This window comes from Sphingomonas phyllosphaerae (assembly GCF_029623345.1).
Taxonomy (GTDB): domain Bacteria; phylum Pseudomonadota; class Alphaproteobacteria; order Sphingomonadales; family Sphingomonadaceae; genus Sphingomonas; species Sphingomonas phyllosphaerae_C.
In genome coordinates this window covers 36,141-48,326 of record NZ_JAPYKH010000012.1, presented here as the reverse complement: position 1 = coordinate 48,326, position 12,186 = coordinate 36,141, and the positions used below count along the sequence as shown (strand labels likewise).

The following is a 12,186-nucleotide window of genomic DNA, read 5'->3' as shown; positions in this document are numbered from 1 at the left end:
GGTCCTGCTGTCCGGGAAAGCGCCCGCCTATCCGCCGCCCGCGGCTTGCGCAACCGCGGCGCAGGGCGCATCGCTGCGCGACGATGCTGCGCGCGCTGCTGCTCTCGATCGGTCAGCTCGGCGACCCTCCGGTGCTCCGCGTGCTGGCGCAGTCGCTCGCGGTGACGCTGGCGCTGTTCGCCGCGCTGGCGCTCGGCTTGTGGTGGCTGGTCGACGCCGCGTTGGCGGGCTGGGCCTATCACGGCGCGATGGCGGGGCTGGCGGCGGTGATGGTGACCGCGCTCGCCTTCTGGCTGCTGTTCCGCGCCATCGCGATCCTGGTGGTCGGGCTGTTCGCCGACCGCATCGTCGCGGCGGTCGAGCGACGCCACTATCCCGACGCGGCAGCAAGCGCGCGCGAGGTGCCGCCGGCGCGCGGGCTGGCGATGGGGCTCGGCTCCGCGGCGCGCTTCGTCCTGGTCAACCTGTTGCTGCTGCCCGTCTATCTCGCGCTGCTCGTCACCGGCGTCGGCACTGCGGCATTGTTCTTCCTCGTCAACGCCTGGCTGCTCGGGCGCGATCTCGGCGACATGGTGGCGGCGCGCCACCTGCCACGCGCGGCGATGCGAGACTGGCGCGCGGCGACCGCGGGGCGGCGCTTCGCGCTGGGGCTTGCCGGCACCGCTTTGTTCGTGGTTCCGCTGCTCAACGTCCTCGCCCCCGTGCTCGGCGCGGCGATGGCGACCCACCTGTATCACGGAGCCCGTCGATGATCCCGTCCCGCCGTGTCGCCGCGCTGCTCCCCGTCTTCGCGATCGCGGGCTGTACCGCCGCCACCGCACCGACCACCGCGGCGCGTCCGCAACCCGTCGCGGCGGCGCTGCCGAGCCTCGGGCTGCAAAGCGTGATCGGGCAAGATGCCGCCGCGTTGGTGCGCAGCTTCGGTCCGCCCGACGCCGACGTGCGCGAGGGGACGGCGCGCAAGCTGCAATTCTCCAGTGCGATCTGCATCCTCGACGCCTATCTCTACCCACCCAGCGGGGGCAGCGGCGAGGCCAAGGTGACCTGGGTCGACTCGCGCCAGCGCGACGGCCGCTCGATCGATCGCGCCAGCTGCGTGGCGGCGCTGGCACGGCGCGACGGGGGGAAATAACAGGGATTGGCGGTCTGGCGCGACAGCAACGGCTTACCAGCCGTTCCGACTCACGCAGATCCTCCCCGCTCGGCGGGGAGGATTGAGATGGGCCCAGCCATCCCGCGCTAGCCCCGGCGCGCGCGCTCGCCTAGGCTCGGCCAGGACAAGGGGGCGTCGGGTGGCGGATAACGGGATCGCGGTCAGCGCCGAGGCGCTGGTGAAACGCTACGGCGAGCGGCGCGTCGTCGACGGGGTCGACCTCGTGGTGCCCGCGGGCGCGATCTACGGCGTGCTCGGTCCCAATGGCGCCGGCAAGACCACGACGCTGCGCATGCTGCTTGGCATCATCGAGCCCGACTCAGGCAAGCGTCGCCTGCTCGGCAGCGACGCCCCGCGCGACGTCGGCGACCGTGTCGGCTACCTGCCCGAGGAGCGCGGGCTCTACCCTTCAATGACCGCGCGCGAGGCGATCGCGTTCATGGGCGCGCTGCGCGGGCTGGAGTGGCGCACCGGCCGCGCGCGCGCCGCCGAGCTGCTCGAGGCGGCCGGGCTGGGCGACGCGATCGACGGCAAGATCCGCAAGCTCTCCAAAGGCATGGCGCAGCTGGTCCAGCTGCTCGGCGCGGTCGTCCACCGCCCCGACCTGCTGGTGCTCGACGAGCCCTTCTCCGGGCTCGACCCGGTCAACCAGGAGCGGTTGGAAGCGCTGATCCGCGCCGAGCAGGCGCGCGGCGCCACCATCCTCTTCTCCACCCATGTCATGCAGCACGCGCAGCGGCTGTGCGACCGGCTCGCGATCATCGCGCGCGGGCAGCGCCGCTTCGAGGGCACGGTCGACGAGGCGCGCGCGCTGCTGCCGCAGCACGTCCATTACGTGCCGCACCGCGCCGACCCGGCGATCGCCGCGCTGCTCCCCGCCGACGCGCGCGGCGACGGCGAGGGCTGGCGCTTCCAGCTGCCGAGCGACGGGATCGAGGCGGTGCTCACCCGGCTGATCGCGGCCGGGCACGGTATCGCCGGCCTGTCGATCGAGCGACCCGGCCTGCACGAGGCGTTCGTGCGAGTCGTCGGCGAGCAGGAGGCGCGCGCGTGACCCAGCTTCGCCGCCATCTCCGCCAGACGCTGACGATCGCGCGCCGCGACTTCGTCGCCACCGTCTTCACCCCGATCTTCCTGCTGTTTCTGTTCGCGCCGTTGATCATGGCGTCGTTCGGCGCGGTCGGCGGCATGGGGGCGGCGAGCGCGTCGGACAGTTCGGCCGCGCGCACCCGGCTGGTGGTGCTGCTGCCCGCGGCGGCGGCGCGGCGCGTGCTCGACGCGGACGCGCGCTGGCGGCCGCTGCTCGCAGGCGACTCGCGCCAGCCGCGCGTCGAGGCGCGCACCCCCGCGTCCGACCCCGCGCGCCAGGCTGCCGCGACGCTCGCCGCGGGCGCGCACGGCCACGATTCGGTCGACGTCGCCGCGGTGCTCTACGGCCCGCTCGATCGCCCGGCGGTGCTCTATGCCGCGGGCGACCGCGGCGGCGCGCGCTACCTCGCCGGCCTCGCGCGCGATGCCGCACTGGCCGAGCGCGCCGGCGCCGCACCGGCGGCGGCGCGGCTCACCGCGGTGCAGACCAGCGCGCCGTCGCAGGGCGTGCGCAAGGCGACCGGCTTCTTCGCGGTCTTCGGCATCTTCTTTCTCACGCTGTTCCTCTCCGGCCAGGTCGCCGGGACGATGGCGGAGGAGCGCAACAACAAGGTGATCGAGGTGCTCGCCGCGGCGGTGCCGCTGGAGAGCGTGTTTCTGGGCAAGTTGGTCGGCATGTTCGGGGTGGCGGTGCTGTTCGTCACGTTCTGGGGCGTGGTGATCAGCCAGCTCGGCGCGCTGCTGCCCGGCGACGTCGGCGATTCGCTGCGGACGCTCGCGCCGGCGGTCGGCGGCGGCTGGTTCGCGCTGCTGTTCGGCGGCTACTTCACCATGGCCTATCTGCTGCTCGGCTCGGTCTTCCTCGGCGTCGGCGCGCAGGCGGCGACGATGCGCGAGATCCAGATGCTGTCGTTGCCGATCACGATCATCCAGGTGGCGATGTTCGCGCTCTCCTCGGCGGCGGTGTCGCATTCGGACAGCTGGGTGGCGACGTTCGCCGAGCTGTTCCCGCTGTCTTCGCCGTTCGCGATGGCGGGGCGCGCGGCGAGCGACGCGGCACTGTGGCCGCACGCCGCCGCGCTGGCGTGGCAGGCCTTGTGGGTGGCGATCTTCATCACCGTCGGCGCGCGGCTGTTCCGTCGCGGCGTGCTCCAGTCGGGCAGCCCGACACCGGTGTGGAAGCGGCTGTTCAGACGCCGCTGAGAAGCGTCAAGCGGCACCGTATACGGCATCCTCGCTGTCGCTTTTTTGCAACGCTCGGCGACTGTGTTGCAGTGCAGGACGAAAGCGCTTTCCGCTGTCATGTAAGAGACATAATCGGACGTCATCGGCGCGCCCAACGACGACGAATTCCGTCGCGCACCAGGCCAGGCGCCATAGGGGACATCATCCGATGCGAAACAACCTTCTCGTAGGCGCGGCGCTGGTCGCACTCGTCGCGCCTGCCGCCGCCATGGCGCAGGAAACCACCTCGACGATCCGCGGCACCGTCACGGCCGAGGGCGCACCGGTGGCCGGCGCGTCGGTTGAGGTCGTCAACGTCCCCTCGGGCACGCGCTCGACCGCCACGACCGACTCGCGCGGCAGCTTCAACGCCACCGGCCTGCGGCCGGGCGGCCCCTATTCCGTCACGGTTCGCGCGACCGGTTATGCCGACACCACCGTCACCGACGTGACCACGATCGTGGCGCAGACCTTCGACCTGCCGATCGAGCTGGCCGCCGAAGGCACCGACATCGTCGTCACCGCAGCCTCGATCCCGAGCGCGCGCACCGTCAGCCAGGGCCCGGCCACCGTGCTCAACGCCGAGAAGATCGGCACCATCGCCTCGGTCAACCGCGACATCCGCGATCTGATGCGCCGCGACCCGCTGGCGCGTCTCGACGACACGCCCAGCGGCGGCCGCGCCGTCAGCTTCGCCGGCCAGAACGCGCGCTTCAACCGCTTCACCGTCGACGGCGTGCCGATCACCGACAATTTCGGCCTCAACCCGGACGGCCTGCCGAGCCGCCGCTCGCCGATCCCGCTCGACGCGATCGGCCAATTCCAGACCAAGGTCGCGCCCTATGACGTGCGCGAGGGCAATTTCCAGGGCGGCGTCGTCAACGTCATCCTGAAGTCCGGCACCAACGAGTTCCACGGCACCGGCTTCTACTCCTATTCGGCGGACGAGCTGAGCGGCACCAAGACCAAGGCGGGCCCGGGTGTGCCCACCGGCGAGGTGATCCTGCCCAATTACAAGTACGAGAATTACGGCGCCGAACTCTCCGGCCCGATCATTAAGGACAGGTTGTTCTTCATGGTCGCCGGCGAGCGCCTGCGCGCGCCGCGCCCGATCGCCGAGGGTCCCAGCGACAACAATGCCGGTACCTCGATCCCCAACCTGTCGCTCGCCGACATCAACAACGTCTCGGCGATCGCGCAGTCGCGCTACGGCTATGACACCGGCGGTGTCGTCAGCAGCAACCAGGACAAGGACGACCGCCTCGTCGCCCGCATCGACGCCAATCTCTCGGACACGCAACGGCTGGCGCTGACCTACAGCTACGCCGAGGACTCGATCGTCCTCACCAACAACACCAGCGCCAACCCCAGCTCGCCCAGCCTCGGACTCGCGTCCAACGCCTATCTCCAGGGCAACAAGCTGCACACCGGTGTGATCCAGCTGAACTCGGACTGGTCGGACAGCTTCTCGACCGAGGCGCGCGGCTTCTACAAGAAGTACACGCGCATCCAGGACCCGCTGCAGGGCCGCGGCTTCGCCGAGATGCGCGTCTGCACCGCACCGACCTCGGACCGCACCAACCCCGGCGCCGCCGGCGCCGGCGCCTCGCTCAACTGCGCGCCGGGCTATGCCACGGTCTCGTTCGGTCCGGACGTGTCGCGCCAGTTCAACGCGCTCAGCACCGAGACCTGGGGCGGCACGCTGCAGGCCCGCGTGACCCGCGAGGGCCATGACCTGCGCATCTTCACCGACATCCAGCATGTCGACGTGTTCAACGCCTTCCTCAGCTCGTCCAACCCGCGCGCCGGCACCACCGGCTCTTATTATTTCGATTCGCTGGCGGACTTCCAGGCGGGCAACGCGCAGCGCTTCGGCTACACCAACGCGGTACCGACGCTTGACCCGAACAACGCCGCGGCGCAGTTCAACTACTGGCAATATGCGTTCGGCGTGCAGGATGTCTGGAGCATCACCCCGACGCTGAACTTCGCCTATGGCATGCGCTACGACCTGTACGGCAGCCACAGCCGCCCGCCGCTCAACCCGGCCTTCACCCAGCGCTACGGCTTCACCAACCGCGAATTCATGTCCGGCCGCGGGCTGTTCCAGCCGCGCTTCGGGTTCGACTGGAAGCCGGTGCGTGAGATCAGCCTGCGCGGCGGCATCGGCATCTTCGGCGGCGGCGCGCCCGACGTCTACACGTCGAACAGCTTCTCCAACACCGGCATCGCGTCGAACGTGATCGACGTGCGCCAGATCAATAACGGCACGTACGAGGGGACCGGTCTGCCGTCGCAGGCGGTCGGCCAGGCGATCCTGAGCAACGTCAACGGCGGCACCATCCCGACCGCGGCCAACACCTATCTGGCCGGCGGCGTCTCGGCCGCGGCGACCAACGCAGTGGCGCCGAACTTCCGCCTGCCGTCGCAGTGGCGCGGCACGCTGTCGCTCGACTATACGCCGCAGTTCCTCGGTGGCGGCTGGACCTTCGGTGGCGACTTCTTCTGGTCGGACGTGCGCGACCAGGTGTTCTGGACCGACATCCGCTCGGTCCCGACCGCGGCGCGCACCCCGGACGGCCGCATCCGCTACACCTCGCTGACGACGTCGTCGGACACGCTCAACGACATCCTGCTGACCAACACCGGGCGCGGCCGCAGCTACGTCGGCGTCGCGCGGATCAACAAGCAGTTCGACTTCGGGCTCTACCTGGGCGCGAGCTACACCTACCAGAACATCAAGGATCGCACCCCGGCGACCTCGTCGACCGCTGGCTCGAACTATGCCAACGGCGCCTTCCTCGACGCCAATGGCGCGGCCTATGGCACGTCGAACGACGAGGTGAAGCATAACTTCAAATATGACGTGACGTTCGATCACGCCTTCGTCGGCGACTACAAGACGCGCCTGTCGCTGTTCGGCGAGACCCGCATCGGTCGCCCGTACAGCTACACGATGCAGGACACGTCGAGCGGGCGCAGCGCGATCTTCGGCACCACCGGTTCGAACACGCGCTACCTGATGTACGTGCCGACCGGGATCGACGATCCGCTCGTCACCTACGACAACCCGACCACCGCGGCGACGCTCAACCAGTTCTTCGAGGACTCGGGGCTGGCCAAGTACCGCGGCAAGATCGCGCCGCGCAACGCGTTCAATTCGAAGTGGTTCACCCGGATCGACCTGCACGTCGGTCAGGAGATCCCGACCTTCGTGGGCAACTCGCGCTTTGAGGTGTTCGCGGATATCGAGAACTTCACCAACCTGCTCAACAAGAACTGGGGTCAGATCCGCGAATACCAGTTCCCCTACACCGCGGTGGCGGCGCGGGTGAGCTGCGTGACCGTGGGCAGCAACACCTGCGCCCAGTATCGCTACTCGCTGCCCAACGCGACGCCGAGCGACACGATCTACGCGTCGCAGTCGCTCTACACGATCCGCGTCGGCGCGCGCTTCACCTTCTAAGCGCGTCGCCCGATCTGACCTGACCAGGCCGTCGTCCCACCCCGGGGGCGGCGGCCTTCCTTTTGCGCCAAGCGGTTCGCGGGTGTAGAGGGGGCCGCGATGGCGACCTCCGCGACCCACGCGCCTTCCGCGCCCACCGCCCCCGTCCCGACCGCGACCAGCGTCGCCTCCCCGGCGCGCCAGCTGTTCGTGCGCCCCTTCTTCGAGGACAAGGGCGCCGCCTTCTGGAAGCTGCAGGCGGCGGGCTGGACCGGCTACATGCTGCTGCGCTCGGTCTCGTCGCTGTCGGTCAGCTTCACGCTCAAGTCGATCGTGCCGGTGATCATCGAGTCGATCGTGGGCTATTGCATCACGCTGCTGCTCTCGACGCTGTACGGCTTCTACCGCCGGCTGCCGCGCGTGACGGGCATCATGCTCTCGATCTTCACGCTCTCGGCCGCGACCTTCCTCTACGCCACGCTCGACGCCTTCTCGTTCAGCCTGATCAAGCTCGCCGCGCCCGGCATCGACCTGTCGGTGCTGCTGGCCACGCTGTTCCTCAACTTCACCGTGCTGGCGGGCTGGTCCGCGCTGTATTTCGGGATCAACTTCTACCTGATCGTCGAGGACCAGATCGATCAGATGGAGCATCTCGAAAACCAGGCCTCGAGCGCGCAGCTGGCGATGCTGCGCTACCAGCTCAACCCGCACTTCCTGTTCAACACGCTCAACTCGATCTCGACACTGGTGCTGCTCAAGCAGACCGAGCGCGCCAACGCGATGCTGTCGCGGCTCGCCTCGTTCCTGCGCTACACGCTCGCCAACGAGCCGACCGCGCACGTCACCGTCGCGCAGGAGGTCGAGACGCTCAAGCTGTACCTCGAAATCGAGAAGATGCGCTTCGAGGAGCGGCTCCGCCCCAAATTCGAGGTCGATCCGGGGGTCGAGAAGGCGCGATTGCCGTCGCTGCTGCTCCAGCCGCTGGTCGAGAATGCGATCAAATATGCGGTCACGCCGCAGGAGGATGGCGCCGAGATCTGCGTCACCGCGCGGCTCGTCGGCGACAGGGTGCTGCTCGGCGTATCCGACACCGGTCCGGGCTTGATGCCGACCAAATCGCGTCCAAGCCTTTCCACCGGCGTCGGCATCGCCAATATCAGGGAGCGGCTGGCACAGGCCTACGGGCCTGACCACCGCTTCGATGTGCGGGCCATGCCGACGGGCGGATTCGGGGTCGAGATTGAGATCCCGTATCAGCGCGAAGTACCGAATAGAGAGGTGTGATGAGCATTCGTACCATCCTCGTCGACGACGAGCCGCTCGCGATCCAGGGGCTCGAGCTCCGCCTCGCGGCGCACGACGACGTCGAGATCATCGCCAAGTGCCAGAACGGGCGCGAGGCGATCAGCGCGATCAAGACCCACAAGCCCGACCTCGTCTTCCTCGACATCCAGATGCCGGGCTTCGACGGTTTCTCGGTGGTGCAGGGGCTGATGGACGTCGAGCCGCCGCTCTTCGTGTTCGTCACGGCTTACTCCGACCACGCGATCCGCGCTTTCGAGGCGCAGGCGACCGACTATTTGATGAAGCCGGTCGAGGAGGCCCGCCTGGCCGACACGCTCGACCGCGTGCGCCAGCGCCTGTCGGAGCGGCAGAGCGCGGGTGAGGCGGAGAAGCTCAAGGAGGTGCTCGCCGAGCATGCCCCGCAGGCGGCCGCCGACATGGCCGACGGCAGCGGCGACTCGGTCAATGCCAGCCGCTTTGAGAAGATGATCAACATCAAGGATCGCGGCCAGATCTTCCGCGTCGACGTGGACACGATCGAGCGGATCGACGCCGCGGGCGATTACATGTGCATCTACACCGGCGACAATACGCTGATCCTGCGCGAGACGATGAAGGACCTGGAGAAGCGGCTCGACCCGCGTCGGTTCCAGCGCATTCACCGCTCGACGATCGTCAATCTCGATCTCGTCAAGCAGGTCAAGCCGCACACCAACGGCGAGTGTTTCCTGGTGCTCGACTCGGGCGCCAGCGTGAAGGTGAGCCGCAGCTACCGCGACGTGGTGGCGCGCTTCGTCCATTGAGCAACGCGCCCGTCCGCGTCGACGCGCTCTACCGCTTCGCGCGGCTCGACGACCCGCACGCGCTGCGCGGACCGCTGCTGGAGATCGCGCGTGCGGGCGGCGTGCGCGGTACCTTGCTGCTCGCGAGCGAGGGGGTGAACGGCACCGTCGCCGGCGCACCTGACGCGCTCGATCGGCTGCTCGCGCCTATTCGCGCGCTGCCCGGGGGGGCGCTGTCGCTCAAGCACAGCTGGGCCGCCGCCTCGCCGTTCCATCGGCTCAAAGTGAAGGTGAAGCGCGAGATCGTCACGATGGGCGAGGAGGTCGATCCGCTCACCGGGGCGGGCAGCTATGTCGCGCCGGCCGAGTGGAACGCGCTGATCGACGATCCCGCCACGCTCGTGATCGACACGCGCAACGCTTATGAGGTGCGCGTCGGCAGCTTCGCCGGCGCGGTCGACCCCGGCACCGCGAGCTTCGCCGACTTCCCCGCCTGGTTCCGCGCCCACCGCGACTCGCTGCTGGCGGGCAAGACGCGCGTGGCGATGTTCTGCACCGGCGGGATCCGCTGCGAGAAGTCGACCGCCTTGTTGAAGCGCGAGGGCATCGAGCAGGTCCACCACCTCGACGGCGGCATCCTGCGTTACCTCGAGGAGGTGCCGGCGGCGGAGAGCCGCTGGTCGGGCGAGTGTTTCGTGTTCGACCAGCGCGTCGCGGTCGGCCATGGTCTCGCGCCGGGAACGCACCATTTGTGCCACGCCTGCCGCATGCCGGTGAGTGCCGCGGATCGCACCTCCCCGCTGTACGTGGAAGGGGTAAGTTGCCCCGCCTGCCACGACTCGCGCGACGACGCGCAGCGTGCCGGCTACGCCGAGCGCCACCGCCAGCAGCGGCTCGCCGAGGCGCGCGGCGAGGAGCATGTCGGGCGGCAGTTCGAGGGCTAGCCGTGTTCCTGCGGACGCAGGAACCCAGGGTGATGTAGCGACCCGCCCTCGGCCCTGAGCTTCTGCGTGCGCAGGAGCAAGGTGCCGCTCCGCTCCGCCCCCCCCACTCGCCTCCGTCATCCCGGCGCAGGCCGGGACCCACCGTGCCGCATTCCCCGCGCGGGAGGCGCCTGCGGGACAGTGGAGCCAGGCCGTCGCCGGGAAGACGGCAGAAGGAGGTGCGCCGCGGCTCACGCACCGCACCACCCGACACCACCAACCCACCTTCCCGCCCGCGCTGCGATGCGGTAGACGCGCGCGCATGCTCAACCTCAACGGCATCACCGTGCGCCTCGGCGGGCGCACGATCCTCGACGGCGCGACCGCGGCGCTGCCGCCCGGCAGCCGCGTCGGCCTGATCGGACGCAACGGCGCGGGCAAGTCGACTTTGGTGCGTGTCATCGCGGGCCAGCTCGAGCCCGACGACGGCTCGGCGGACATGCCCAAAGGCGCGCGGCTCGGCTATATCGCGCAGGAAGCGCCCGCCGGCGACGCCACGCCGTTCGACACGGTGATCGCCGCCGATCTCGAACGCGCCGCGCTGATGATCGAGAGCGAGACCTGCGAGGATCCCGACCGGCTCGGCGACGTCTACGAGCGGCTGATCGCGATCGACGCCTATACCGCCCCAGCGCGCGCGGCACAGATCCTGATCGGGCTCGGCTTCGACGAGGACATGCAGCAGCGCCCGCTCGACAGCTTCTCGGGCGGGTGGAAGATGCGCGTCGCGCTCGCCGCCCTGCTCTTCTCGCAGCCCGACCTTCTGCTGCTCGACGAACCCTCGAACCACCTCGATCTAGAGGCGGTGATGTGGCTGGAGGACTTCCTCAAGAGCTATCCGGCGACGATCGTCGTGGTGAGCCACGAGCGCGACTTCCTCAACAATGTCGTCGACCACATCCTCCATCTCCAGGGCGGCAAGATCACGCTCTACCCGGGCGGGTATGACGCGTTCGAGCGCCAGCGCGCCGAGCGCATGGCGCAGATCGAGGCGGCGCGCGCCAACCAGGCGGCGCAGCGCGAGAAATTGCAGTCGTACATCGCCAAGAACTCGGCCCGCGCCTCGACCGCCAAGCAGGCGCAGAGCCGGCAGAAGATGCTCGCCAAGATGCAGCCGATCGCGGAGATGGCGAACGACCCGACCTTGTCGTTCGGCTTCCCCGACCCGACCGAGCTGCGCCCGCCGCTGATCACGCTCGATCTCGCCAGCGTCGGCTATAACGCCACGCCGATCCTCAAGCGGCTCAATCTGCGGCTCGATCCCGACGATCGCATCGCGCTGCTCGGGCGCAACGGTAACGGCAAGACCACGCTGGCGCGGCTGCTCGCGGCACAGCTGACCCCGCTGGATGGCGCGATGAACGCGACCCCCAAGATGAAGGTCGGCTATTTCACGCAGTACCAGGTGGAAGAACTCGACACCGACGATACGCCGCTCGAACATATGACCCGGATCATGAAGGGCGCCACGCCCGCGGCGGTACGTGCGCAGCTCGGCCGCTTCGGCTTCTCGGGCGACAAGGCGACCACCAAGGTGGGCAAGCTCTCGGGCGGCGAGCGCGCGCGGCTGGCGCTGGCGCTGATCACGCGCGAGGCGCCGCACCTGCTGATCCTCGACGAACCGACCAACCACCTCGACGTCGACGCCCGCGAGGCGCTGGTGCAGGCGCTCAACGCATATTCGGGCGCGGTGGTGCTGGTCAGCCACGATCGCCACATGCTGGAGCTCACCGCCGACCGGCTGGTGCTAGTCGACGACGGTACCGCGCGCGAGTTCGACGGCAGCCTCGACGATTACATCGCCTTCGTGCTCAAGGGCGATCCCGCCAAGCCGGGGATGAGCAAGGCCGAGCGCAAGGCCGACAAGAAGGCGGCGGCCGAGCGGCGCGACCGCGACGCCGCGCTGCGCAAGACCGTGCGCGAGCTGGAGGCGGAGATGGCACGGCTCACCGCGGAGCGCTCCGGCATCGAGCGCGCGATGGCCGACCCGGGCGGCGCCGACCCGCGCTGGCGCGGCAAGCCGATGGGCGAGCTGAGCCGGATGCGCGGCGACGTGCAGGCGGTGCTCGACACGGTCGAGCTGCGCTGGATGGAGGCGAGCGAGACGCTGGAGAGCGCCAACTGAGCGACTTCAATCCTCCCCTTGCGGGGAGGTGACAGGCCTCAGGCCTGACGGAGGGGTGACCCGGGTGGTGAGTGTCGCTCGGCTCACCGCGGGAGACACCC

The 12,186-nt window shown here is 69.3% G+C and carries 9 protein-coding genes; all 9 read left to right on the top strand.

What is annotated here, in order from left to right; all coding sequences use genetic code 11:
* Nucleotides 1-83 precede the first annotated feature (83 nt).
* The 9 genes from QBJ89_RS12715 to QBJ89_RS12675 all read left to right on the top strand — a co-directional run bounded on the left by QBJ89_RS12715 (nt 84) and on the right by QBJ89_RS12675 (nt 12,085).
* Nucleotides 84-752, top strand: a complete 669-nt coding sequence (locus QBJ89_RS12715) for an EI24 domain-containing protein (protein ID WP_277980854.1) — start codon at nt 84-86, stop codon at nt 750-752.
* A complete protein-coding gene (locus QBJ89_RS12710) occupies nt 749-1,132 on the top strand; it encodes a hypothetical protein (RefSeq protein ID WP_277980853.1) in 384 nt (127 codons plus the stop codon). Before QBJ89_RS12715 ends, QBJ89_RS12710 begins: the two co-directional genes overlap by 4 nt.
* 160 nt (nt 1,133-1,292) lie before the next feature.
* Complete coding sequence (locus QBJ89_RS12705) at nt 1,293-2,207, top strand: ABC transporter ATP-binding protein (RefSeq protein ID WP_277980852.1); 915 nt, start codon at nt 1,293-1,295, stop codon at nt 2,205-2,207.
* Nucleotides 2,204-3,445, top strand: a complete 1,242-nt coding sequence (locus QBJ89_RS12700) for an ABC transporter permease (protein WP_277980851.1) — start codon at nt 2,204-2,206, stop codon at nt 3,443-3,445. The genes QBJ89_RS12705 and QBJ89_RS12700 overlap by 4 nt, the downstream gene beginning before the upstream one ends.
* Before the next feature lie 190 nt (nt 3,446-3,635).
* Nucleotides 3,636-6,932 (top strand): TonB-dependent receptor, encoded by a 3,297-nt coding sequence (locus QBJ89_RS12695; protein WP_277980850.1) that lies wholly within the window; start codon nt 3,636-3,638, stop codon nt 6,930-6,932.
* Between the two features lie 99 nt (nt 6,933-7,031).
* Nucleotides 7,032-8,195 (top strand): sensor histidine kinase, encoded by a 1,164-nt coding sequence (locus QBJ89_RS12690; protein ID WP_277980849.1) that lies wholly within the window; start codon nt 7,032-7,034, stop codon nt 8,193-8,195.
* Complete coding sequence (locus QBJ89_RS12685) at nt 8,195-8,998, top strand: LytR/AlgR family response regulator transcription factor (RefSeq protein WP_277980848.1); 804 nt, start codon at nt 8,195-8,197, stop codon at nt 8,996-8,998. Before QBJ89_RS12690 ends, QBJ89_RS12685 begins: the two co-directional genes overlap by 1 nt.
* Nucleotides 8,995-9,921, top strand: coding sequence for a rhodanese-related sulfurtransferase (locus QBJ89_RS12680; RefSeq protein ID WP_277980847.1), 927 nt, complete (start codon nt 8,995-8,997; stop codon nt 9,919-9,921). Before QBJ89_RS12685 ends, QBJ89_RS12680 begins: the two co-directional genes overlap by 4 nt.
* A 301-nt stretch (nt 9,922-10,222) precedes the next feature.
* Nucleotides 10,223-12,085: an ABC-F family ATP-binding cassette domain-containing protein gene (locus QBJ89_RS12675; RefSeq protein WP_277980846.1), complete on the top strand. Its 1,863-nt coding sequence runs from the start codon at nt 10,223-10,225 to the stop codon at nt 12,083-12,085.
* The last annotated feature ends 101 nt before the right edge of the window (nt 12,086-12,186 follow it).

What these genes read in the sequence shown, in the direction of transcription:
- QBJ89_RS12685 (WP_277980848.1), top strand. Translation starts at nt 8,195, where the DNA reads ATGAGCATTCGTACCATCCTCGTCGACGACGAGCCGCTCGCGATCCAG.
- QBJ89_RS12710 (WP_277980853.1), top strand. Translation starts at nt 749, where the DNA reads ATGATCCCGTCCCGCCGTGTCGCCGCGCTGCTCCCCGTCTTCGCGATC.
- QBJ89_RS12715 (WP_277980854.1), top strand. Translation starts at nt 84, where the DNA reads ATGCTGCGCGCGCTGCTGCTCTCGATCGGTCAGCTCGGCGACCCTCCG.
- QBJ89_RS12695 (WP_277980850.1), top strand. Translation starts at nt 3,636, where the DNA reads ATGCGAAACAACCTTCTCGTAGGCGCGGCGCTGGTCGCACTCGTCGCG.
- QBJ89_RS12690 (WP_277980849.1), top strand. Translation starts at nt 7,032, where the DNA reads ATGGCGACCTCCGCGACCCACGCGCCTTCCGCGCCCACCGCCCCCGTC.
- QBJ89_RS12675 (WP_277980846.1), top strand. Translation starts at nt 10,223, where the DNA reads ATGCTCAACCTCAACGGCATCACCGTGCGCCTCGGCGGGCGCACGATC.